The organism is Amycolatopsis sp. NPDC104863, assembly GCF_055582965.1.
In genome coordinates this window covers 1-21,876 of record NZ_JBVJOW010000008.1, presented here as the reverse complement: position 1 = coordinate 21,876, position 21,876 = coordinate 1, and the positions used below count along the sequence as shown (strand labels likewise).

Genomic DNA, 21,876 nt, shown 5'->3' with positions numbered 1-21,876 from the left:
TTTACCGCACTCGAAAGTCGAGGCGGCGACGACACGTTCACGGCGAGTTCATAATCTGCTGAACTGACATCGAAGTCTCGTCGTCCGCCTTCGCCTCGAAAGGCTGACCATCCTTCTGGCAGCACACCAGCGGTCTCGGAGGCAGTCTCGCGAGACCGTTGCTTCAACGACCTGTTCAACAGCTCGACCGCCAGCAGCAAGACCAGCGGGGGGGGGCACGGCGCAACAGTCACCTGCAACACGCACCAACGTTGTGCGGGCATGTTACACCCATAGTGATAGCTCATCACTCTTCGAGTTGATGGACCTCACGACTCAGCACCTCTCCGGTTCCGCTCGATCGTCGCTACACCAGAAACCTCAGCTCACAAGCCTTTTCGAGCCGTTGGGTTCTGGACGGAACCGCGCCGGTGATTCGAACTCACATCGACGGCCCGGCCCTACTGTTCAACCGCGCGCCTGATGTCAGCGGTCAAATACCCACGGACCTGCTGCGTTCCGCCGTGCTCTCCCTGCACCCGGTACCGCGTCGGCCGGCAGCCCACTTCGGACATCGCCTGGGCAAACGCCTTCGCGTCGATGTTCAGTACTTCGACCAGCTCAGCGGTAGGAACGAACTCCCTGCCTCCAGACTCCAGTTCGTTGCCGAGATAGTCGATGACCGCCTGAAGAAGCCGGGCCGTCGCGTCATTCGAGCAACTGCCGGTCAGACCGACCGATTCCTCCAGCAGCTGAACCTCACCCGCCGCATGGCCGCTCAACGTGCCTGCCGTCCGGCGCAAATCTCGACCTCGACGGCAGATCGCCTGCCAGTCCTCGTTCGGCATGTAGTCCGTGCGCACCGTCAACGCGACCTCATCCACGTCACCGTCCGGACGCAGGATCCCAACTCCCTTGTGCGAAGCCAGCAATCGGCTGCTGTCGAATCCCCTCGTGTTCATCTGGTCCCCCAGCACGATGTTGCTGTCCCGCCAATCCATCACCCGCAACGCGAACCGCGTGCCCAGCACCGCCCGCAACCCTGACGGGATCGTCTGGGAGTCCGGCCGCTGCGTCGCCAGCGCCAGCACGATCCCCGCCGCCGGGCCCTTCTTCGCCAGCCACGTCAGTGCCTCCCCGACGCACTCCCCCGCCGGCAACCGCCGGTCGCCGTCCTTGACCGGTGTGCGGTCCTCCAGCGGGACCTGGACCTCGTCGATGAACACCGCCGTGATCGGCATTTTCAGCGCCGGATCACGCGAAATCGCCGGTGTCACCTTCGACTCCGGGCACACGACGTCGTCCAGGTCGCGCATCCGCCGGTACCGTCCCTGCACCTCGGTGATCAGCTCGCGCAGCCAGTCCAGCAGCTCCAGGACGTGCTCCGGTTCGTCACCGGCCACAAAACGGTGGGCGACCTGTGCGGCCGCGGCCCAGTCCTTTCCCGCCTTGAAGTCGGCGACGTACAACCGCACGTACGGGTCGAGGATCAACCCCGCGGCAGCCAGCCTCGCCGCGAACGTCTTGCCCTGCCTCGGGATCGCCGCCACCAGGAGCGACGTCCCCACGACGGGGAGATCGACCCGCCGCCCGCGCGCGTCCCGGCCGAAGGGCAACGGCTGCCAGGCGTCCCACCGCGAGACGTTCAGCAACGGCGTCCGGACAGCCGGCGTCGAGTACGGATCGCAGTCCGCGACCCACAGCGCGACACGTCCGGCGTGGCCGCCCGCACCACGGACACGGTCCACGATCAGCTGAACCTCGTCGACGGCGAGCGCGGACGCCAGCGCGTCCCGGTTCTTGATCACGTCCGTGGCTTTGCGCGTCGCCGGCAGGTCGACCGTCAGCGCCCAGCCGCCACTCACTCGCGTCGCCCGTTCGACCAGGCGCAACGTCTCGTCCTTGCCGATCAGCTTCGCCCCGCGGAACGCCTCCACCATGACGTCCGGATCCATCGTCCAGGTCGCCGTCCGCGAGCCGGACAACGCCGCCTTGCGACCCGGGCTGCCCTCCTTCCGACGTCCGAAGAGCGCGAGAACCACAGCGGCCAGACCACCGGCGAGCCAGAGGACGAGAGCGCCGTAGAGGAGGTCGAGGACCGCGAGCCCGATCGAGGTCACGGCCAGCACCACGCCGGTCACCTTCCAGCGGAACAGCGTCAGGGCGCGGATGTCGGCGAACTTGTCCGCCAGCTTCTCGGCCTGCTCGGCCGCCTCGCGGTAGTCGCGCACACTCACCCAGCGCCGCCACAGCCTGCCCGCCGCCAGAGCTCCCCGGAACACTGCACCGAGAAGCCGCAGCGGCGAGCGCACTGCCGCGGCCACGAAGTCCTTGGCCGCCTGCTGCCTTCGGGGTTCCGTTCGTTCTCGACGCCGAGGCTGGGGCAACGTGTCGTCGATCAGCTCCCCTTCCAGCACCGGGTCGGCCTTGACCGGCAACGAGTCAGTCATCGGCCACCTCCGCCCGGAGTGCCCGCGCCAGCCGCGGCGACAGCCCGCGCGAACAGCCGGTGGCTCGCCGCACCCAAGCGGGCGTGATGTCGACCTCCGATGTCCAGTTCTCCCGGGCGATCGCGAGGTAGTCGGCGAACAGCACCCGCCGGCCGGACGGCTCCTGCTGGTCGGGGCGCCGTTCGGCGGCGACGAGCACGGCGTCCGTCAGCTTGTCGCGCAGGTCGGTGATCGCTTCGACGGCGACGAACACGACCAGCGGCGGCACCGAGTGCAGCACGATCGCTGCCGGTTCCCCGGCCATGAACGACGTCCAGGTGTTCATGACGTACGTGGCCGCGAGCGTGAACCACTTCGCCCGCCGCACCCAGCCGCCGGTGCGGACCTGGTACCGCGCGGTCACCTGCTCGGCGCGCAGGATCGCCAGCAAGACGAGCGAGACGGTCGGGTCCAGCACCCACGCCGCCAGCCACATCAGCGATCCCGGCCGTGTCCCCGAAGACGCGAACTCCTGGACGTTGGTCATCGTGAAGGCCAGCCCGAGCACGATGCCGGACCAGCACATCCAGTCGACCTGCCGCCGCACCCGCTCGATCCGCAGCGCGACGACGTCCGGATCGGTCTGGTAGGCGCGCACTTCCGCGGCATCCGCCGCGTCCTTGGCGAGCCGTTGGGCCCGGTTCATCTCCGACCACCTCGCCTCGAGGTGTCGACCGTGGTCACCGTCATCGCTCGGGTCAGCGCATGGGAGGCGAACAGCGCGGGCAGCCCGAGAACGGCGAAGAGCAGCCACGGCCGGCCCGGGTGCGCGATCACCACCCACTGGACGGCGACGATCAGCCCGGCGTTGAACAGCACCCGGCCGACCAGTGAGACGAGCCGTGCGCCGCTCCGAGCGGCTTCGGCCGCCGCTTTCGCCCGGCGGGCACCGGCCCGCCAGACCCAGAGCAGCACGAGTAACACGCCGACGCCGGCGAGGATCTGCGTGGGTGTCACGGTGAGGCCGTTCATCGGGAGCCCCGGTCGATCCGCTCACCGCGGCGCAGCCAGTAGGAGTGCAGCGCGCGCCGGTCGTCGTCGGTCATCGCGCCCCGGACGCCGGCCGTCTCGGCACCGGACGTCCGGAGCTCCAGTTCGAGGCACTCGTCTTGGACCGGGCAGCCGCCGCACAGCAGCTTCGCGAACTCACGATCGTCCCGGGCGTCCGGCGGAGCGTCCTCGCGCGGGTTCGTCGAGGCGCCGTCGCAGGTCACGACGTCGGCCAGGGTCTCCGTGGGCACCCAGCGCAGACGGTCCAGCCGCCACGCGACGCCGATCAGCCAGAGGTCGTCCATGCCGCACCTCCGTCCTGAAGCGCTTTGGTCAGCTCGGCTGAGCAGACACGCAGCCCCGCTCGGCACCGAGTGGCGCGCAACGCGCCAATCCGGATCGCGCGACTGACCGCGGCGCGAGAGACGCCGAGGATCCATGCGGACTCGGGAACGGTGTGAAAGGTCGATTTGCTGTTCATGAAGAAACCAATCTGATGATTTCAAGACTATGTTATTGATTTCAGCTGTCACAAAGACGCGTCTGCCCGACGCGCCAGCGCAATACGCCGCCGTGACGCGGACAAGGGCTTAAGAAGCGCTAATCTCGGCGCTGAGGCGGACCGCGGAGGAATACGTGACGGAGGACTGGACGGCGGTCGCGAAGGCGATCGACATGCGAGTGCGCGAACTCGGCTGGCGGCAACGCGAGCTGGCGGAGCGCTCGCACGTGTCGCAGGCGATCGTGCGCGAGCTGCAGCACCACACGGTCGAACGCCGCCGAAGCGCGCGAACGCTCGAAGCCCTTTCCACGACGCTGGGCTGGCACCCCCAGCACCTGCGAGCCGTCCTGCAGAACCGCACGCCGCCGCACCCGGACGAGCCGTCGGACGACGGGCACGAGCTCTGGTCCCGCTTGGACGCGCTCGAACAGCGGCTGGCCGAGATCACCGACCGGCTGGAAGACGTCCAGACCAGTCTGGCGACGGTCGTGGAGCACGTCCGACCGAAGCGTTAGCGATGTCTTTTCCATGCCTTCAATTCAAGGCCGGAACGACCTCGCACCCCATGCACAAGCACCGCAGCACCACTGCACGACCACCGCAGATCGCCGACATTCGGGAGCGCGATGAATCCGGCCGGGGGATGGACGGGACGCACGGCGGCCGCATTGCAGGCGGCATTGCGGCTCAGCCAGGAACGGTTCGCCGAACACCTCGGAATCGGCGCGCGCACAGTCGCCTCCTGGCACCAGAAGCCCGGCCTCCGGCCGCAGTCGGACATGCAACAGGTGCTCGACGCCGCGTTGGAGCGGGCGACGGAGGCCGAGCAGGCCCGGTTCGCGGAGCTGACCGGCGCCAAGCCCGCCGTCGAGCCTGACGATCGCCTCGACGACGACCCGGACATCAAGGCCGCCCTGGACTGGCTGGCGCAGCGCGCCCACTGGTCACCCGGTCGAGCGCGGCAAGCCGTCGCCGAGCGGGCCGCCGCGATCGACCCGCAGGCGCTCCGGGACCGCGGGACGCGCCGCGGCCGGGTCAGCCAGCGTGAACTCGCCGATGCGCTCACGGAGTACTACGGCGGCTGGGACGGTGAACACGGCCTCTTCACCGCGCGAGTCGGCGACGTCCTCGTGCACACCAGCGTCCTGACCTGCGCGGACTGGCTGGACTTGAACTCCGGGCTCCGGCTTCCCCACGACCGCCCCACCGTGGTGAGCGCCCGGCCGGACCCGGGGTCCGAACTGGACCGGCACGCGGCGGACCGGGCCGTTCAGCGGATCGCCGAGACGCTGACCATGAACACCCGGCTGGTGAACAGCCCGATCTACCGTCTGCTGGACACCCAGGTTCGCGCCGGCGAGATCGCGCCGTCGTTCGGTGTGGACCACTTCGTCCATTACGCCCTGACCGGCGACCTGCTCGAAGGCGAACTGACCGACGCGGTCTCCGCCGGGACCAAGACGATGCCGCTGCGCGACCACTACCTCCCGGACCTGGCGTCCGTACTCGACGTCGGCGGACGCCTGTGCGCCGGAGGCGTCCTGGCGTTGACCGCCATCGCGCGTCCGGCCGACCCGTACCGCGGCGACGCGGACTACCTGCTGCTGGTCCAGGAACGATCCGGCAGCGTGCTCAACGCGGCCCGCCGGCTCGCGGTCATCCCGAAGGGTTTCCACCAACCGCTCTCCGACGTCCGGCGAGACGCGCAGATCGGCGCGACGCTCCGCCGCGAGATGGAAGAGGAGCTGTTCGGCCGTCCGGAGACCGACAACACGCTGGGCGATCCGCTGTCCGCTGACCCCATGCACCCGATGCGGCTGACCGAGCCGATGCGCTGGCTGCTGGCCGAGCCCGGCCGGATGCGGATGGAGTGCACCGGTTTCGGCCTGAACCTGGTCAGCGGGAACTACGAGTTCGCCAGCCTGGTCGTCATCGACGATGAGGAATTCTGGGCACGGTACGGCGGAGTGGTCGAAGCCAACTGGGAATCCGCGACACTTCGCCAGTATTCGACAACGGACACGGAGCTCGTCACCGAGTTGTTGAGTGAGGTAGCTTGGAGCAACGAAGGTTTGTTCGCCATGACGCAGGGGCTCCGCCGCCTCGCGCAAATCGGCGGCGAGCGTGTCACGTTACCCGCGATCGAATGGGAGATCGGCCAGTGAGCGACGGTTGGACCGCCGGCAACGCCACCGAGGACGCGGCGGACACCCGCGGCTGGCTGGTCGGCCACTTCATCGATCCGTCGCGAGGTGTCCGTTCGTCTGAAGACGTCGAAGTCAAGTGGGCCAACCACCCCGCAGGTGACAAACGTCCCGAATGGACTTCCGATGACCAGCGGACCACTCTGGTGATGCTGGTGTCCGGCGAGTTCCGCGTCGAGGTCACCGGCGGGAGCAAGGTCCTGAACAGGCAAGGCGACTACATGATGTGGGGTCCGGGGATCGACCATTCCTGGGAGGCTTTGGCCGCTTCGGTCGTCCTGACCGTCCGCTGGCCGTCAGCCGTTTGATTCGACCACCGGAATCCGCACGCGGTCACCGCCGATTCCGGTCAGCCGGCGCAATCCTTGGAGAAAGGCGAACAGGCCTTCATTGCTCCAGTTCTCGTCGCCGACCAGCTCACCGATCAGATCACCGTCGAGCGTCGAGTACTGGCGCAGCCCGGCGGCCTCCCAGTTCGCCTCGATCTCGCCGCCGAACCGTGGCCAGAACCCTTCGTCCTCGATCACGACCAGGCTCGCGAACTCGTAGTTTCCGCTGACCAGGTTGAACCCGAACCCGGTGCACTCCATCCGCAGCCGGCCGGGCTCCTCGGCGAGCCAGCGCATCGGCGCGGAAAGCCTGGTGGGGTGCATCGGGTCGGCGACCCGGCGATGCCTGGCAGTCCGGTCCACGTCGGTGCGTCCGAACAACTCCTCCTCCAGCTCGCGCCGCAGCGTCGCGCCGATGCGCGCGTCCGCTCGCCGGTCGGCCATCGGGCCGTGGAAGCTCTTCGGGATCACCGAGAGGCGGTGCGCCGCGTTCACGACGTGAGCGGACCGTTCCTGAACGAGCAGGAGGTAGTCGGCGTCACCACGCAAAGGGTCCGCGGGTCGAGCTATCGCCGTCAGCGCCAGGACACCACCGGCGCACAGCCGCTTCGGCAGGTCGAGCACGGAGGCCACATCGGGCAGGTACTTGTCGCGCAGGGGCAGTGACCCCGCCCGCACGGCACGGCCGGCCACCAGCCGGTCGAACAGCTCTCCTTCGAGCAAATCCGGTCCGAGGGCGTAGTCGGCGAAGGACGCGACGCCCACCTCGCCGACCAGGCCGCTCGATCGGGGATCGACCTCGATCAACCGGTAGAGCGGGACGTCCTCGATCCGAATGCCGGACGAGGCCGCCTCCGCGAGCCGCTTGACCGCCGCGCGCTCGTCGACCTGGGCCGACGGCGGCCGGGTGACCGTGACCAGCGCGAGGCGATCGGTCGCCGAGTCCAACGGGCAAGCGAGATCCACCCACTCGGGCCGGGTAAGGACGCTGGTGTTCACCGTGCTCTGCCCGAAGCGTGCGGTGTACTGGCTGAAACCCGGCACCGGAGGCTCGTAGTACCCGGCCAGTGAGTCCGCGATCAGACTCCGTCCGATCCGCGTCCCCGCGCGAGCCGACGCGGGGACGACCGCGCTCACGTGCCCGCGCGACGACCCCGGTGGCCACCTGGCGCGGCGGTCGAGCCAGTCGAAGACCGAGTCGAGCTCAGTGCCCACCTCGGTCGGTGACACCGCCGAGCCGATCAAGGTGCGCAGCTCGTCACGCGAACGACCGAGCACAGCGGCGAGCCTGGGCCAGAGGTAAGGCAGAGGCACGTGGTCACCGGCTTCCCAGCGAACGACCGTCGATCGATCGACGTTCAGAGCGGCCGCCAAGCCTTCCTGCGTGTAGCCGGCGAGTCGGCGAGCTGAGATCAGCCCGTCGCGTCGACGACTTTTGAGCATCGTGGGCTCCCTCCCTGTCCTGCCGGATCCACGATAGCACCATCGTTGCAGCTCATTAGCCACAGTGCCACACTCCTGCACCCTTGTGCGCCATCCTTGCCCTGGCCCGTGACCCATCTTGCCGATCTGATGATTTCAGCAATTCGAGGTCCGAGGAGGGTGCCGTGCGCTACGTCGGCTGGTACCGATGCGCCGATGATCGACTCGCCCACGCCGTCACGGACGAAGACTTCGCTAGCGGCGTCCACGCTCAGCAGGGCCGCTACGCGTCCGTCTGCGGCCACGAGCTCCTGATCGACTCCTGCCTGGCGCCGGTCAACCGAGCGTGCGAAGCATGCCGGGTTCTCGTGGCCGGCCGTCCGTCTCCGCCCACTGGCCACGCCGGACGGCCACGCCGCCCGCTCCCGCGGTGTCTTGCGGCGTTCCGCCGGACGAGGACGGCGAAGCGATGACGGAAGCGATCTCCGGCACACCGCAGGGCGACCTCGACCCGGTGCTGCTCCAGCCGGTCCGCCTCTTCGTCGCCTGCCTCCTGGCCGACACGCGCTGGCACCACCGGCCCGAGATCGAGCAGGCGCTCGGGCTTCCCCGCCCGGATCTCGACCTCCACCTCCAGTTCCTTCGAGCTTCGGGCTACCTGAGCTCGCGCGGCCAGGACGAGCTCCGCCTCACCACGGTGGGCCTGGACCGGCTCACGGCCCACGTCATCGCCTTGCAGGCAGTCGCGGCCACCGCGGCCGAGCTGGTCGCGGGGCGGCGTGACAGGTCGGGACGCGACTCACCGCCTGGCCGCGGAGGCCCGCGATCCGGGCCGGAAACGACCCGCTCGTGACGCCGTCACAGCCGTCTTGCGATGCGTTTCCCCAGTTCAGCGAGTTCTCAGCCGGTCACAGAGCTGGTGACGGCGTGACGGGTTCCAGCACCTCATGTGACAGCGACGAAGGGACGAACATGGCCAGGAATGCGAAGACCCGCCGGAGACGCTGGCTGCTTCCCCTGGTCTTCACGGCACTGGCCTTGCGTGCCGTCGGCCAGCTGATCGCCACCCATCCCGTCGCCTCGGCAGTCGCGGGATCACTGCTCGTCTGCTCCGTCCTCTTCGGACTTCTGCTCGATCGGCAGCGGAGGCAGCGAACTTGGCGCAGACAGCTGATGCGAGCCGAGGAGGCCGACCGCTACCGCGCGATGAAGCCGGACGAATTCGAGAACGCCCTGGCGGTGCTGTGCATCCGAGACGGCTGTATAGCTGTCGACACCACCGGGAAGTCCGGCGACCTCGGCGCCGACGTGATCGGCTACTCCCCCGACGGTGCCAAGATCGTGCTCCAGGCCAAGCGCTACTCGATCACGAACAAGGTCACCAGCCCGGACCTGCAACGCTTCGGTGGCACGTGTTTCACGGTCCACCGCGCCGACGTCGCCGCCGTCGTCACCACTTCCACGTTCACCAGGGCGGCCCACGAATACGCCCGGCTCGCCGGCATCCGGCTCCTCGACGCGGTCGCCCTCGCGGCCTGGGCCAGCCGAACCGGCCCGCCGCCCTGGCACCGGGCCGCCGCGGCTTGAACACGACCTTTCCGCTCGCCGAGGGAACCACCATGACGACATCCGGACCTGCGCTGCTGGCACTCAGCGCCGGCCTGCGCGACGCCCGCGAACGACGCAGGATCAGCCTGCGCAAGCTGGCCCGCACACTGGGCATTCATCCCGCAAGCCTGTCGAACTGGGAGCTCGGCGCGACCGCCCCGGCTGCCACGATCGTCGCACGCATTCTCGGCTGCCTGCAGGTCAGAGGAACCGAGTACCAGCAGATGATGGCGCTGGCCGAGCACGTCGGCATCGCGAACTGGGTCGACCACTCCACGTCGCCGCTGATCGACCTGCTGGGAACCTACGAGCGGCTTTCCACCCGGATCGTGGAGTGGGCGCCGTTCAGCGTCCCCGACCTGCTTCTGGCACCGGCCGCAATGCTCCCGGGCGAAGCCACGGAACGCTCGGACCAGGAGACGTTCCACCGCCAGCTCCGGCTGCAGACCATGAACGACGGCCGGTGCCGCTACGTGTTCATGGTCGGCGACCACGCCCTGGACACGACCGGCGGTGAACTCCTTCGCGACGATCACCGCCAAGCGGCCCACATCGACATCCGCGTCCTGCCGTCCTCAACTGCACTCGAACCGTTCACCGTCTTCGAATCGGACGCCACGCCCATCGCCGTCGCGCTCAAGCACACCCACTGCATCACCTACCTGACCGACCAGGCCCTCCTGACCAGCTATCACCGCCGAGCAAAAGCACTTCTGCGCAAGGCACCGGCCATCGCGAACCGGGTACCGGCGACATGACAGCCGCCGTGATCTACCTCGACCCGCTCCCCAGCCCGGCCAAACCATCACCATGCTCTGCGGCGCCTCTGGCACAGCCGCCTTTGACGCACCGGCTGTGGGCGAGCAGCTCTGCTCGTGTCTCCCCGCACCCGCGGACCATTCCGGACTCGCGGTCGAGCTGGCGGTGAGCTCGACCGCGCCGCCCACTCCGCAGCGGTCAGGAGCAACAGCCTTCGGGCTGAGCGGCTTTGTCGACCTGGCCGGTCTCCGCGTCGGGCGTGCAGCACGTGGCCGGAGTGGCGACGCTGTCGGTGCCGAAGGCCTGCGAATCGGCCTTCACGGTGTAGACCTCCCACGGCTCCTGGCCGGGGCCGTGCACCCACACCTTGTCCTGCACGGCGTAGCAGCACGTCGTGTTGTCCTCGGGCAACGTCTCCAGCCCCTCCCCCGTCAGGCGCTTGCCGGCCTCGCTGACCTGGTCGGTCGACTCGACCTCGACGCCGAGGTGGTCCATGACCGTCGCCTGGCCCGGCTCCCCCTCCAGCAGCACGAGCTTGAGCGCGGGCTCGGCGATCGCGAAGTTCGCGTAACCGGGCCGGAGCTTGGCCGGCTCGGCGCCGAACAGCTTCGAGTAGAAGTCGATCGAGCCTTCGAGGTCTCCGACCCGCAGCGCGAGCTGTACCCGTGACATCCCATCCTCCTTGGATAGACGTTCATCAAATCAGGATGCGACTTAGATTGCTCTCTAGATAGACACCTGTCAACATAGACGTATGCCGAAACAGCTCCCGATCGTCGCGCCGGACGAGTGCTGCTCCCCGCTGACCCGCGAACCCTTGTCCGCCGACCAGGCGGCCGAGCTGGCGAAGCTGTTCAAGGCGATGTCCGACCCGGTCCGGCTGCGCCTGCTGTCGCTGATCGCCTCCCACGCGGGCGGCGAAGCGTGCGTGTGCGACCTGACCGACGCGTTCGACCTGACCGGCCCGACCATCTCCCACCACCTCAAGGTGCTGCGCGAATCCGGGCTGATCACCGGCGAGCGCCGCGGGACCTGGGTGTACTACCGCGTCCACCCCGAGGTGCTGGCCCGCCTCTCGGCCGTGCTCGTCCCCGGCGACTCCCCGGTTCCGGCATGACCGACGCACCGACGGGCCCGGTCGGCAAGCTGTCCACCTTGGACCGGTTCCTGGCCGTCTGGATCGCCGCCGCGATGGTCGCCGGGCTGCTGGCCGGCCGCGGGGTTCCCGGGCTGAACACGGCGTTGTCCGCGGTGCAGGTCGACGGGATCTCGCTGCCGATCGCGCTCGGCCTGCTGGTGATGATGTACCCGGTGCTGGCGAAGGTCCGCTACGACCGGCTCGGCGCCGTCACCCGCGACCGGCGGCTGTTGTGGCCGTCCCTGGTGCTCAACTGGGTTGTCGGCCCGGCACTGATGTTCGCCCTCGCCTGGCTGCTGCTGCCGGACCTGCCGGAGTACCGGACCGGGCTGATCATCGTCGGCCTCGCCCGCTGCATCGCCATGGTGGTCATCTGGAACGACCTCGCCTGCGGCGACCGGGAAGCCGCCGCCGTGCTGGTCGCGCTGAACTCGGTGTTCCAGGTGATCGCGTTCGGCGTGCTCGGCTGGTTCTACCTTGCGGTTCTGCCGGGCTGGCTGGGCCTCCCGCAGGCCGATCTCGCGGTGTCCGGGTGGCAGATCGCCAAGAGCGTGCTGATCTTCCTCGGCATCCCCCTGGTGGCGGGCTACCTGACCCGCCGGCTCGGCGAGCGCGCCAGGGGCCGGACGTGGTACGAGACGCGGTTCCTGCCGAGGATCGGCCCGGCCGCGCTCTACGGGCTGCTGTTCACCATCGTGATCCTCTTTGCGCTGCAAGGAGACCAGATCACCGCGCGGCCGCTGGACGTGGTCCGGATCGCGGTGCCGTTGCTCGTCTACTTCGGACTGATGTGGGCCGGGTCCTACGCGTTCGGCAAAGCCGTTGGCCTGTCGTACGAACGGACCACGACGCTCGCGTTCACCGCCGCGGGCAACAACTTCGAGCTCGCCATCGCCGTCGCCATCGCGACGTTCGGCGCCACGAGCGGGCAGGCGCTGGCCGGGGTCGTCGGGCCGCTGATCGAAGTGCCCGTGCTCGTCGCGCTGGTCTACGTCTCGCTCGCGCTGCGCCGCCGGTTCGTCCCCGCTCCCGTGGAGGTTGTCTCGTGAGTACCCCGGAAGTGCTGTTCGTCTGCGTCCACAACGCCGGCCGGTCGCAGATGGCCGCCGCCCTGCTGCACCACCACGCCCGCGGCGCGGTGCTCGTCCGCTCGGCCGGATCGGCACCCGCGGGCTCGATCAACCCGGCGGTGACCGCGGCGATGGCCGAGCTGGGCCTGGACCTGTCGCGGGAGTTCCCCAAGCCACTGACGACCGAAGCCGTGCGGGCCGCCGACGTCGTGATCACCATGGGTTGCGGCGACGCCTGCCCGATCTTTCCCGGCAAGCGCTACCTGGACTGGCAGCTCGACGACCCGGCCGGCCTCCCGGTCGACCAGGTCCGCCCGATCTGCGACGAGATCGACCGCCGCGTCCGGGAGCTGCTCGCCGAGCTGGTTCCCGCCTGAGTCTTCCTCGCGCCTCGTTCATCGTCTATCGTCGATGAACGATGGAAGGGTCGCCGTGCTCGATCGCCACACCGCCGAGACCTACGCCGGGTGGTTCCGCGCGCTCGCGGACCCGACCCGGGTGCAGATCCTGAACCTGCTGGCTTCCGCCGGCGAGCCGATGACCGTCGGTGAGGTCGTCGAGCAGGTCAGCGTGAGCCAGTCCACCGTGTCCGCGCACCTGAAGATCCTCACCGAAGCCCGTTTCGTGCTGGTCGAACCACGCGGGACGGCCCGGCTCTACCGGGTCAACCAGGCGTGCATGTCCTGCTTCCCGACCGCCGCCGACGTCGTCATGGGGCGCAGCGTCCTGCCGTTCGCGGCGGTCACGCGATGAACCCCATCGGCGACCGCTACGCCGCCGCGGCCCGCCGCGCCTGGCGGGCAGGGGGAACCGGTCTGCCGACCCGCACCCCCGGGGAGACGCTCCTCGACCTCGGCTCGGGTGGCAGCGTGACCAACGCCGCGCACGCCGAGCAGGTCAGGGACCAGGCCGGGAACGCCTCGGCCGCCACCACGACCGATGGCGCGACGTGATCATGATCGAGCGCCGCCGCCCGGCCGCCGGCTGCCGATGACCGGTTCGTTCTGGTGGGACCTCCTCATCGGCATCGCAGCCGCGCTGCTCCTGACCTGGCTCGCCCTCGTCGCGGCCCTCCTGGTCGTCCGACCGCGGCGGGGAGCGCTTCGCGAAGCACTACGCCTGCTCCCCGACGTCCTCCGGCTGATCCGCCGGCTCGCCGGCGACCGGACCCTGCCCCGCGGCGTCCGGATCCGGCTCGGCCTGCTCCTGGCCTACCTCGCGATGCCGATCGACCTGGTGCCGGACTTCATCCCGGTGCTCGGCTACGCCGACGACGCCATCATCGTCGTCGCCGTCCTGCGCGGTGTGGTGCGCCGCGCCGGCCTCGAAGCGGTTCGCGCCCATTGGCCCGGCACCGACGACGGATTCACCGCTCTCGTACGCCTGACCGGTCAGAACCGTTCATGACACGGGAATTCCTGCCACGGCCAGCGCCTGCCGTTCATCTCCCATTCACCCTATAGTTGCTTTACCGGGCATTCGAACCCAACCGGCATGGCCGACGGGAAGGATCGCGATGAGCAGCCCAACCCTGGACACGCTCGCCTCCGAACAGCTCGACTCCCACCTCGCCCAGCTCGAAGACCGCCTGAGCCACGAATACGCCCAGGTGGCCCCGACCCGGCTGCACGACCTCATCAGCCACGAACGCGCCCGGTTCACCGGCGCCCGCGTCCACGCCTTCGTGCCGATCCTGATCGAACGGGCCGTCCGCACGACGCTGACCGAGAACCACCGGACCTAGCCGGTCAAGGGATGTCGAGCAGCCACAGGTCGCCCGCCGCGGTGATCGCGTGGTGGCTGTCGGGTGTCGTCGCGATGCGGTACGAGTAGGGCATCGTGATCACCCCCGTGCCGCGCCGGGTCGCCGGGTCGATGACGTACAGCAGTGGCGCCGGGTCCATGGTCGGGCTGGCGCGGCTGACGAGCAGCCGCCGGCCGTCCGGGGTGAGGGCGAGCGACGTCGCTCCGCTGGTCCCGGGCGGGGGCGGGCCGAGGTCGACCGGCGTGGTCTTCAGGGTCGCCGTGTCGATCACCGTCAGCGCGCTGCGTGCGTCGGACTCGGTCTGGTTGACGACCCACACGCTGTGCCGCAGCGGGTCCGCCACCAGGTTCCCCGGCCCCGCTCCGGTGTCCACAGTGGACATAGCGGTGTGCCGGACGGTGTCGACGACCGAGACCGTGTTCTCGTCGAAGTTGGCCACGTACGCGCGATCGCCGTCGAGCGTGATCCCGTCCGGATCGACCCCGACCGGGACCGAGGCGACGACCGTGCCCTTCTCGACGTCGACCGCGACCGCGGAACCCTTGTCGTAGGCGCTCGGGCCGGAGATGACGGCCCACGCCGTGCGCCCGTCCGCCGACACGGCGACGTCGAGCGGCGGCCCGGCCAGCCGGACCGTCGAACGGACCTGCGCCGTCACCGGATCGAGGATCGTGAGCGCGCCCGCCGGGGTCTTGGCCGGCCCGGTGCTCGCCACGACGAGACGGCGGCCGTCGCGGGTGAGGGCCAGGGCCATCGGGTGCGGCGCGACCGGAAGCGTCGTGGTCACCGTGCCGGTGCTCAGGTCGACCACCGCGACGTCGCTGCCGGGCCGGTCGGCCGGGCCGGCGTTGCCGACGTAGACGTGCTTGCCGTCCGGGGTGACGGCCACCCCCGACGCCCAGTTCACCGGCGCCCCGATCTTCCGGCCGGCCAGCTGCAGCGCAGGTGTGGAGAGGTCCGGCGCCGCGGCAGGTTCGGGGTAGCTCACGGCCACGCTCGAGAAGCCGACCGCGGCCAGGAGAACCACCGCGATCACCGGAAGCACGGCGAACGGCCAGCCCCGCGGCCCCAACGGCGCCAAGTGCGTGCGCTCGGCGCCCGGCGCGGGCGCGTCGTACAGCGCCGTGTCGCGGTGCCGCCGCTGTGCGCCGGTGAGGTTGGCTTTCGTGACGCCCAGCCGCCCGGCCGCGACCGCCGTCACCTCGAGGGCGACCTGGGCGCCGCAGGACAGGACGGCGACCAGCAGGCGAATCCCCCAGCCAGCCGGCCAGGACGCGCCGAGCACGCCGAACGTCGCGGCGAGCCCACCACCGAACCCGGCCACGGCCACGAGCGCCCCGGTCAGCTGCCGCCGGGTGCGGCGCCGGTCGTCGCGGGCGTCGTCGAGGTCGTCGAGCTGCCGCTGCCGGTCCCGGACGTCCTCGGCCTCCCAGCCGGCCAGCTCGTGGGCGCGGTGCAGGCGGACCGCCAGCCGCAGCCGTCCGGCGTCGTCCTCGTGCTCCCTCAGCCGGGTGAACGTCGTGCCGGCGACGCCCTGGCCCACCGCCAGCAGGACCGCCAGCCCCGCGCCGGACCAGAACGGCTGCGCGGCCAGCACCGCCTGGTCGGCCACCACGGCGAGCACGGTCAGCACCACCAGCGCCGCGAGCACCCACGCCGCCAGCCGGAGCGTCCCCCGCACGCGGTTCGCGCGGCCGCGGGCGCGCTCGTCCTCGACCCGGTCGAGCAGGACCCGCAACTGGGCTTCGCGGTCGATCACGCTGCCTCCCCGGGGCCGGATCTGGGACCATGGTCACCGAGCACCACCGGGAAACGCAACCACCCGGGGAGGACCCGATGGACGGACCCGACGCGCAGGTCACCGCGTTGCCCTCCATGATCCGCACGGAGTCCGGCTACCGCGTCTTCGATCCGCAGCTGCTGGCCGCGGGGCACACCCTGACCCCGGCCGGCGGGGTGACCCACCGCCGTGACGAGCTCCTCGGGCTCGTCGCCATCGTGCTCGTCCTGGCCCCGGCCATCGCCTTCCCGTTCTTCTTCTCCAGCGGCGCCTTCTGGTCGGTCGTGCTGTGGGTTGTCCTCGGCGTCGGCGCCGGCCTGGTCCTCGTCGGGTTCGAACTGGCCTTCGACGCCGGCGACGTCGTGGAAAAACACCGCAAGCGGACGGGCGGTGATCCGTCGGTCCAGGTGAGCGACGGCCAGGACCAGGCGATGCGCATCTGCGCGCTGGGCGAGCGAATCGCGAAGACGACCGCGTGGCGCACCGGCGCGTTCGACACCGACCGGCGGCTGGCGCACGTCGTGTGGAACGCGGCGCGCCGGGCGCTCCAGCTCGAGTCCGCGAGAACGGAACAGGCCGAAGACAAGCGGCGCGGAGTCGATGCGGCGAGCCGCGCCGAAGCCGGCCGCGGCATCACCGCCGGCGAACGCGAACTCGGATCGCTCGAAGAACAGCTCCGCACGATCAAGGGGGCGGCCGACGCGATCGAGTTCAAAGTGGACCCGAACCGGCCCGCGCCCCGGCCGTCCGCCACCGCGACCCGCTGGGCCGACCCGCTGCAGGACGCGGAGCTGATGGTCCTGGAAGTCAGCGCGCTGCGCGACTACCTGTGACGACCCCGCCGCCGGATTGCAGTTCTGTGACGTACCGAACGCGGCGCCCGTTCATGTTTGTGCGCACCTCGGTCGTGGGTACCTCCGCCGCGACGACAGGAGAACGCATGCCAGCGCGCAGCGTGACCGAGCTCTTCCCCGCCGGACCAGGATCGCGCCGTTGACCGGCGCCGCGCCGACGCTGGAGCGTCCGGCCCCGCCGACGACGAACGAGGTCCGCGAGCCCGCGCCACGCGATCGCCGCAGTTCTCGCCCGAGGGACGACTACGCCCGCTGCCGGCCGTTGTTCGACGAGCTCGCCGCGCTCCCCGACGGTCACCCGGGCCGGGCGCGGCTGCGTGAGCGGCTGATCCTCGAGCACCTGCCCCTCGCCGAGCACGTCGCCATGCGGTTCGGCGGACGCGGCCAGCCGCACGACGACCTGGTGCAGATCGCCCGCGTCGGGCTGGTGAAGGCCGTCGACCGGTTCGATCCCGCGCAGGGAGCGGATTTCCTGCCCTTCGCGGTGCCGACCGTGATGGGTGAGGTCCGCCGGTTCTTCCGCGACACCGGCTGGTCGATGCGGGTCCCCCGTGCGTTGAAGGAGCTGAGCGCCCAGCTCGCCCAGGGGACCACGCAGCTCGCGCAAACCCTCGGCCGCGCCCCGACGCCGAGTGAGCTCGCCGGTCACCTCGGCATCGACGTCGAGACCGTCCGCGAAGGGCTGCTCGCGGCGAACTGCTACGAGACGTCGTCGCTGGACCGCCCGATCGGCGACGGCGAGGGCACCGCGGCCCTGGCCGACTCGATGGGTGAGCTCGACGCGCGGATCGAGCTCGTCGACGACCACGAAACCATGGCGCCCTTGCTGCGGCGGCTGCCGGAGCGGGAACGCGCCATCGTCACGATGCGGTTCTTCGACGAGCTGAGCCAGTCGCAGATCGCGGCCCGGATCGGTGTTTCGCAGATGCAGGTTTCCCGGCTGCTCACCAAGATCCTCCGCGAGCTGCGCGAACAGCTCGCGGAGTGAAACCGCGAACTCGGCAGTCCAAACCTTCAACCGGCGAGAGATGCCCCACGTCCTCCGGCTCGTGACGTTCTCCGGCCGGCCGGGTCCATCAGGTGTCCAGGCGAGCGGGACCCGCCCGCGCCGGACCCGAAGGAGCCCCCATGACGAACCCGGCCGGCACCACCACCAAGACCTCCGACGCCACCGTCGTCGAGCGCGAAACCGGCGCCCTGTCCTCCGCGCACGGCGTCACGACCATCTCCGACGTCGTCGTCCAGAAGGTCGCCGGCCTCGCCACCCGCGAGGTCGCCGGCGTCCACGCTCTCGGTGGCGGCGCTTCGCGGGCGTTCAACGCCCTGCGTGAGCGGATCCCCGGCGCGACCGCCTCGGCCGGCCAGGGTGTGGCCGTCGAGGTCGGCGAGCGGCAAGCCGCGATCGACCTGCAGATCCTCGTCGAATACGGCGTCTCCATCACCGACCTCGCCCGCGCCGTGCGGCGCAACGTCATCACCGCGGTCGAGGCGATGACCGGGCTCGAGGTCGTCGAGGTCAACATCGGGATCGCCGACGTCCACCTCCCGGGTGACGACGAGGGCGCGGACCTGTCCGAGAGCGGCCGGGTCCGGTGACCGGCGGCGTCGCGAACGCCGCCGCCCTCGCCACGCTCGTGACGGCGCTCCCGCAGGTGGCGGCCCTGCACAGCGGCCACTTCGGCGAGATCGCCACGCTCTTGCCGGGCCGCCGCGTCCCCGGCGTCCGGATCCGGCCCGGGGAGATCACTGTCGGTGTCACCGGCCGGTACCCGGCCACCGCCGCCGAGATCGGCGCGGCGGTCCGCCTCGCCCTCGGGCCGGTCGACCGGCCGGTGCACGTCCACATCGGCGACATCGCCGGACCGGCCGCGACCGTGGTCGCCGCCGCTGTGAAGGAGATCCCGTGAACCACACCCTGATCGGCCTGTTGACCGGCCTCGTCCTGGGCCTCGCCGCCGCTTTCGGTGGCTTCGGCGCCTTCCTCGTGGTCCTCGTCCTCGGCGGGCTCGGCCTGCTGGTGGGCCGGTTCCTCGACGGCAAGCTCGACATCTCGGCGCTCTCGGGCCGGGACCGGGGGTGACGGCCATGACCCGGCCCGCTCCGGCCGACCGTGGCGCGCTGACCCTCTCGGACAGCGCCGTCGAACGGATCGCCGCCCACGCCGTCACCGAGGTGGCCGGCGTGGGTGGGGCCGCGACCCGTGTCCTGGGCGTGGCGGTCGGCGGCGAGACCTCCGAGCGCGGCGCCAAGGTGACCGCGACCGTCTCCGCCGAGAGCGCCACCCTGGCGGTCCGGCTGTCGATCGGCTACCCGCAGTCGGTGCGGAAAACCACCGAGACCGCGCGCGACCACCTCGTTCGCCGGGTCGAAGAGCTCACCGGGCTGAGCGTCGAGCGCGTCGACATCACCGTGACGGCGCTGCCCACTGCGTCCGCCGAGAGCCGGAGGGTGCTGTGAAACGCCGACCTCGCCGCAGCACGCCCGCCGTGCTCGTCGCGGTGGTCCTGCTCGCCGGCTGCGTGCTGGCCGCCGTCGTCGCGTTCCAGCTGATCCTCGGTCAGACACCGTGGATCAGCTACGCCGACGTCGCCGGCTGGCTGCACCGAACCCGCTGGAACGAGCTCGTCCCCGTCCTTGTGGGAGCAGTCGCGGGGCTCATCGGCCTGGCGCTGCTCGCCGCGGCGGTGCTGCCGGGCAAGCTCGTCGTCTTCCCGTTGCAGGGCGAGACCGACTCCGGCGCTTCCCGGCGCAGCTACCGCTCGACACTGCGCGCGGCGGCGTCCGATGTGGACGGTGTGACCGCGGCGACGCTGAAAGTCAAGCGCCGCAAGGTGACCGCCCGGATCCGCACGGCACGAACGAACGTCGAAGGACTGCCCGAGGCCGTGCGCTCGGCGATCGAACGGCGGCTCGCCCAGATCGCGCCGGTCACGACACCCGCGGTCAAGGTCCGGGTCAAGTCCACCAGGAGCCCGTCATGAGCCTCAACCGCCCGGCCCGGCTCAACCGCACCCTGCTCGGTCTCCTGGGCCTGGTGCTGCTGGCGGTCGGCGGGTTCGCTGTCGCCACGCACTTCGGCAAGCTCACGCTGCTGGCCCCGGACGCCCCGCTCGCGCCCGGCACCGCGGATCCGCCGGCCTGGGTCTGGTACGTGGTCGCCGCGGGCGCGATCGTCCTTGGCCTGCTCCTGCTGCGCTGGCTGGCGGCGCAGCTGACCCGGAAGCCGAAGACCCACACCTGGCGCTTCGAGAGTGACCGCGGCCGGACCGAACTGGCCGCCGCCACCGCCGTCGCGCCGTTCCTGACCGAGGTCGAGACCTACCCCGGTGTCCACGCCGCCCACGCGACCCTCGCGGGCACCAGCACCGATCCGGCGCTCGCGGTCGTGCTCGGTGTTGAACAGGACGGCGACCCGACGGCCATCCGCGAGCAGCTCGAGAACCACGGCCTGCCGCGCCTGCGGCAAGCTCTGGACCTGGAAACCCTGCCGGCGAGCATCGAGTTCCGCTTCACCACCAAAGCCGGCGCTCGAGCCCGCTGACGTCTCACCGTCGGGCAAAAGGCCGGCCGCCGCCACGACCCTGGAGTGATCCGGCGGTGGCGACGACCGGCGGACGCCGCCGCTTCGGCGTCCCCGGCGGCGGATCTCCTGCAACCCGCCGCCAGACTGTGGTCCCTCTCCGAGCCCGGACAGGAAAGGACGGCCGCCCCGGGCTCCAGAAGGTCCGTGGAGTCCGGGGCAGCCGCCCGGTGCCGGCCACCCGTCGGTGGCCAAGCCGGTGTTACTTGTTGGTGCCCGGGGTGAGCACCTTGTCGATCACGAAGACGGTCGCGTTCTTGGTGGGGATGTTGCCGCAGAGGATCTTCGCGCCGTTGACGGTCATGTTCTCGCCCGAGCCCTCGATCTTCAGCGGACCACCGGCGGCGTTGAGGCTGTCGAGCGTGCCGGCGCCCTCGAGGCCCTTGGCGTCGTAACGCTTGCCGACGACGTGGTACTGCAGGATCGGCGACAGCTCGGCCGGCTTGCCCGCCAGCTCGGCGAACTTCGCGTCACCCAGCGCGGCGAACGCCGGGTCGGCCGGCGCGAACACGGTGATCGACGGCGCGCTGTTGAGCGTGTCGACCAGGTTGGTGGCCTTCACCGCGGCGACCAGCTTGGTCAGCAGCGGGTTCGTCGACGCAGCCGAAGCGACCGGCTGCGGGCCCATCGAGTCCAGCGAACCCGGGGCGGAACCCTGCGGCAGCTGGCCGCACGCCGGGCCGAAGACGTCGGCGTTGGTCGTCATGCCATCACCGGCGGCGGCAGCGCTGGACGACGGGGCGGCCATCGAGGACGAGGGAGCCGGGGCGCTGGAGGAACCCGAGGAAGCGGTGTCGCTGCTGCCACAGGCGGTCAGGGTCAGCGCGGCGGCCGCGGTCAGGCCGATTCCGGCAATACGAAGGTTACGCACGAAAAATCACTCCAATTGATTACGCGGCTGAGGCTGCCAGAGGTGGCGAAAACCTCTCGTTGCTTACTATTCGGCGCCCGACGGGAACCGGATTGGTGGATCGGAAGAAATTCTCAGGCGGCGGTGAAGGTGACGTTGTGCCAGCCGGTCGCGCCGTTGGGCACGGTGCCCGCGCGCTGGTCGGTCTGGGTGTAGCCGGACTTGTCCGTGGCGCGGCAGAACACCTGGTGCACCCCGGCGGACAGGTCGATCTCCGTCCACCACATCCGCCACGTGTTGAGGTTCACCTGCTGGGACAAGGTGGTCGGCTGCCAGGGACCCTGGTCGATCCGGACCTCGACCTTGTCGATCCCGGTGTGCTGGGCCCACGCCACCCCGGCGACGCGGACCTTTCCTTTTTGGACGTTGGCGAAGCCGCGGTGCGAGTCGATCCGCGACTCCGTCTTGATCGGCGCTTCCCGGCTCCAGCTCCGCTTGAGCCAGTAGGCCTGCCGTGCCGCCCAGGTGGTGACTTCGATGTCCACGACCCACTTCGT

At 70.3% G+C, this 21,876-nt stretch carries 30 protein-coding genes; 21 read left to right on the top strand and 9 right to left on the bottom strand.

Translation table 11 applies throughout. The features are described from left to right. Positions 1 to 440: 440 nt before the first annotated feature. The 4 genes from ACZ63J_RS36280 to ACZ63J_RS36265 are packed head-to-tail and all read right to left on the bottom strand — an operon-like array spanning position 441 to position 3,763. Positions 441 to 2,429, bottom strand: coding sequence for a cell division protein FtsK (locus ACZ63J_RS36280; protein WP_465407780.1), 1,989 nt, complete (start codon positions 2,427 to 2,429; stop codon positions 441 to 443). Further along, positions 2,422 to 3,114 carry a hypothetical protein gene (locus tag ACZ63J_RS36275; RefSeq protein ID WP_465407778.1) on the bottom strand — a complete coding sequence of 231 codons (693 nt, stop codon included), beginning with the start codon at positions 3,112 to 3,114 and terminating at the stop codon, positions 2,422 to 2,424. The genes ACZ63J_RS36280 and ACZ63J_RS36275 overlap by 8 nt, the downstream gene beginning before the upstream one ends. Next, positions 3,111 to 3,440 (bottom strand): hypothetical protein, encoded by a 330-nt coding sequence (locus tag ACZ63J_RS36270; RefSeq protein ID WP_465407777.1) that lies wholly within the window; start codon positions 3,438 to 3,440, stop codon positions 3,111 to 3,113. The genes ACZ63J_RS36275 and ACZ63J_RS36270 overlap by 4 nt, the downstream gene beginning before the upstream one ends. Beyond that, positions 3,437 to 3,763, bottom strand: coding sequence for a WhiB family transcriptional regulator (locus ACZ63J_RS36265; protein ID WP_465407775.1), 327 nt, complete (start codon positions 3,761 to 3,763; stop codon positions 3,437 to 3,439). Before ACZ63J_RS36265 ends, ACZ63J_RS36270 begins: the two co-directional genes overlap by 4 nt. A gap of 331 nt (positions 3,764 to 4,094) precedes the next feature. On the opposite strand from ACZ63J_RS36265, the gene ACZ63J_RS36260 reads away from it, so the two are divergent. The 3 genes from ACZ63J_RS36260 (at position 4,095) to ACZ63J_RS36250 (ending at position 6,472) form a co-directional block, all read left to right on the top strand. Continuing rightward, positions 4,095 to 4,475, top strand: coding sequence for an XRE family transcriptional regulator (locus ACZ63J_RS36260; protein WP_465407773.1), 381 nt, complete (start codon positions 4,095 to 4,097; stop codon positions 4,473 to 4,475). A gap of 111 nt (positions 4,476 to 4,586) precedes the next feature. Continuing rightward, positions 4,587 to 6,125, top strand: a complete 1,539-nt coding sequence (locus ACZ63J_RS36255) for a transcriptional regulator (RefSeq protein WP_465407771.1) — start codon at positions 4,587 to 4,589, stop codon at positions 6,123 to 6,125. Continuing rightward, on the top strand, positions 6,122 to 6,472 hold the full coding sequence (locus tag ACZ63J_RS36250) for a cupin domain-containing protein (RefSeq protein WP_465407769.1): 351 nt from the start codon (positions 6,122 to 6,124) through the stop codon (positions 6,470 to 6,472). Before ACZ63J_RS36255 ends, ACZ63J_RS36250 begins: the two co-directional genes overlap by 4 nt. Here the strand turns inward: ACZ63J_RS36250 and ACZ63J_RS36245 are convergent. Further along, entirely contained in the window at positions 6,461 to 8,017 is a 1,557-nt protein-coding gene (locus tag ACZ63J_RS36245) for a helix-turn-helix transcriptional regulator (protein ID WP_465407767.1), read from the bottom strand. The genes ACZ63J_RS36250 and ACZ63J_RS36245 overlap by 12 nt on opposite strands. Before the next feature lie 367 nt (positions 8,018 to 8,384). Between ACZ63J_RS36245 and ACZ63J_RS36240 the strand changes: the two genes are divergently transcribed. The 3 genes from ACZ63J_RS36240 (at position 8,385) to ACZ63J_RS36230 (ending at position 10,281) form a co-directional block, all read left to right on the top strand. Next, a complete protein-coding gene (locus ACZ63J_RS36240) occupies positions 8,385 to 8,768 on the top strand; it encodes a MarR family transcriptional regulator (RefSeq protein WP_465407765.1) in 384 nt (127 codons plus the stop codon). Positions 8,769 to 8,887: 119 nt separating this feature from the next. Then, positions 8,888 to 9,502: a restriction endonuclease gene (locus ACZ63J_RS36235; RefSeq protein ID WP_465407763.1), complete on the top strand. Its 615-nt coding sequence runs from the start codon at positions 8,888 to 8,890 to the stop codon at positions 9,500 to 9,502. 32 nt (positions 9,503 to 9,534) lie between these two features. Next, the gene (locus tag ACZ63J_RS36230) at positions 9,535 to 10,281 is read left to right on the top strand and encodes a Scr1 family TA system antitoxin-like transcriptional regulator (protein WP_465407761.1); all 747 of its coding nucleotides are present in this window, start codon (positions 9,535 to 9,537) and stop codon (positions 10,279 to 10,281) included. Positions 10,282 to 10,480: 199 nt separating this feature from the next. On the opposite strand, the gene ACZ63J_RS36225 is transcribed toward ACZ63J_RS36230, so the two are convergent. Next, entirely contained in the window at positions 10,481 to 10,954 is a 474-nt protein-coding gene (locus ACZ63J_RS36225; protein ID WP_465407759.1) for an ArsI/CadI family heavy metal resistance metalloenzyme, read from the bottom strand. Positions 10,955 to 11,036: 82 nt separating this feature from the next. Here ACZ63J_RS36225 and ACZ63J_RS36220 point away from each other — a divergent pair, with 82 nt between their 5' ends. From ACZ63J_RS36220 to ACZ63J_RS36190, 7 genes are all read left to right on the top strand, one after another. After that, positions 11,037 to 11,399, top strand: a complete 363-nt coding sequence (locus ACZ63J_RS36220) for an ArsR/SmtB family transcription factor (protein ID WP_465407757.1) — start codon at positions 11,037 to 11,039, stop codon at positions 11,397 to 11,399. Then, the gene (gene arsB, locus ACZ63J_RS36215; protein WP_465407755.1) at positions 11,396 to 12,469 is read left to right on the top strand and encodes an ACR3 family arsenite efflux transporter; all 1,074 of its coding nucleotides are present in this window, start codon (positions 11,396 to 11,398) and stop codon (positions 12,467 to 12,469) included. Before ACZ63J_RS36220 ends, arsB begins: the two co-directional genes overlap by 4 nt. Beyond that, complete coding sequence (locus ACZ63J_RS36210) at positions 12,466 to 12,867, top strand: arsenate reductase ArsC (protein ID WP_465407753.1); 402 nt, start codon at positions 12,466 to 12,468, stop codon at positions 12,865 to 12,867. Before arsB ends, ACZ63J_RS36210 begins: the two co-directional genes overlap by 4 nt. Before the next feature lie 34 nt (positions 12,868 to 12,901). Continuing rightward, positions 12,902 to 13,243, top strand: coding sequence for an ArsR/SmtB family transcription factor (locus ACZ63J_RS36205; protein ID WP_465407751.1), 342 nt, complete (start codon positions 12,902 to 12,904; stop codon positions 13,241 to 13,243). Next, positions 13,240 to 13,443: a hypothetical protein gene (locus ACZ63J_RS36200; protein ID WP_465407749.1), complete on the top strand. Its 204-nt coding sequence runs from the start codon at positions 13,240 to 13,242 to the stop codon at positions 13,441 to 13,443. The genes ACZ63J_RS36205 and ACZ63J_RS36200 overlap by 4 nt, the downstream gene beginning before the upstream one ends. A 37-nt stretch (positions 13,444 to 13,480) precedes the next feature. Continuing rightward, positions 13,481 to 13,897, top strand: coding sequence for a YkvA family protein (locus ACZ63J_RS36195; protein WP_465407747.1), 417 nt, complete (start codon positions 13,481 to 13,483; stop codon positions 13,895 to 13,897). A 109-nt stretch (positions 13,898 to 14,006) separates the two neighbouring features. After that, a complete protein-coding gene (locus ACZ63J_RS36190) occupies positions 14,007 to 14,234 on the top strand; it encodes a three-helix bundle dimerization domain-containing protein (protein WP_465407745.1) in 228 nt (75 codons plus the stop codon). 4 nt (positions 14,235 to 14,238) lie between these two features. Here ACZ63J_RS36190 and ACZ63J_RS36185 read toward each other — a convergent pair whose 3' ends face one another. After that, positions 14,239 to 16,014 carry a hypothetical protein gene (locus ACZ63J_RS36185; RefSeq protein ID WP_465407741.1) on the bottom strand — a complete coding sequence of 592 codons (1,776 nt, stop codon included), beginning with the start codon at positions 16,012 to 16,014 and terminating at the stop codon, positions 14,239 to 14,241. Between the two features lie 77 nt (positions 16,015 to 16,091). Between ACZ63J_RS36185 and ACZ63J_RS36180 the strand changes: the two genes are divergently transcribed. The 8 genes from ACZ63J_RS36180 (at position 16,092) to ACZ63J_RS36145 (ending at position 20,430) form a co-directional block, all read left to right on the top strand. Continuing rightward, positions 16,092 to 16,868, top strand: coding sequence for a hypothetical protein (locus ACZ63J_RS36180; RefSeq protein WP_465407739.1), 777 nt, complete (start codon positions 16,092 to 16,094; stop codon positions 16,866 to 16,868). Between the two features lie 283 nt (positions 16,869 to 17,151). Next, entirely contained in the window at positions 17,152 to 17,877 is a 726-nt protein-coding gene (locus tag ACZ63J_RS36175; RefSeq protein ID WP_465407873.1) for a SigB/SigF/SigG family RNA polymerase sigma factor, read from the top strand. Positions 17,878 to 18,017: 140 nt separating this feature from the next. Further along, on the top strand, positions 18,018 to 18,485 hold the full coding sequence (locus tag ACZ63J_RS36170) for an Asp23/Gls24 family envelope stress response protein (protein ID WP_465407737.1): 468 nt from the start codon (positions 18,018 to 18,020) through the stop codon (positions 18,483 to 18,485). Further along, positions 18,482 to 18,796, top strand: coding sequence for a hypothetical protein (locus tag ACZ63J_RS36165; protein ID WP_465407735.1), 315 nt, complete (start codon positions 18,482 to 18,484; stop codon positions 18,794 to 18,796). Before ACZ63J_RS36170 ends, ACZ63J_RS36165 begins: the two co-directional genes overlap by 4 nt. Continuing rightward, a complete protein-coding gene (locus ACZ63J_RS36160; protein WP_465407733.1) occupies positions 18,793 to 18,969 on the top strand; it encodes a hypothetical protein in 177 nt (58 codons plus the stop codon). The genes ACZ63J_RS36165 and ACZ63J_RS36160 overlap by 4 nt, the downstream gene beginning before the upstream one ends. Further along, the gene (locus ACZ63J_RS36155; protein WP_465407732.1) at positions 18,966 to 19,346 is read left to right on the top strand and encodes an Asp23/Gls24 family envelope stress response protein; all 381 of its coding nucleotides are present in this window, start codon (positions 18,966 to 18,968) and stop codon (positions 19,344 to 19,346) included. Before ACZ63J_RS36160 ends, ACZ63J_RS36155 begins: the two co-directional genes overlap by 4 nt. Then, positions 19,343 to 19,870 (top strand): DUF6286 domain-containing protein, encoded by a 528-nt coding sequence (locus ACZ63J_RS36150; protein WP_465407730.1) that lies wholly within the window; start codon positions 19,343 to 19,345, stop codon positions 19,868 to 19,870. Before ACZ63J_RS36155 ends, ACZ63J_RS36150 begins: the two co-directional genes overlap by 4 nt. Further along, the gene (locus ACZ63J_RS36145; RefSeq protein ID WP_465407728.1) at positions 19,867 to 20,430 is read left to right on the top strand and encodes an alkaline shock response membrane anchor protein AmaP; all 564 of its coding nucleotides are present in this window, start codon (positions 19,867 to 19,869) and stop codon (positions 20,428 to 20,430) included. The genes ACZ63J_RS36150 and ACZ63J_RS36145 overlap by 4 nt, the downstream gene beginning before the upstream one ends. A gap of 241 nt (positions 20,431 to 20,671) precedes the next feature. Here the strand turns inward: ACZ63J_RS36145 and ACZ63J_RS36140 are convergent, their stop codons facing one another. Both ACZ63J_RS36140 and ACZ63J_RS36135 read right to left on the bottom strand, forming a co-directional pair. Further along, a complete protein-coding gene (locus ACZ63J_RS36140) occupies positions 20,672 to 21,340 on the bottom strand; it encodes a fasciclin domain-containing protein (protein WP_465407726.1) in 669 nt (222 codons plus the stop codon). 113 nt (positions 21,341 to 21,453) lie between these two features. Next, on the bottom strand, positions 21,454 to 21,876 hold a 423-nt coding region (locus ACZ63J_RS36135), incomplete at its 5' end, for a molybdopterin-binding protein (protein WP_465407724.1).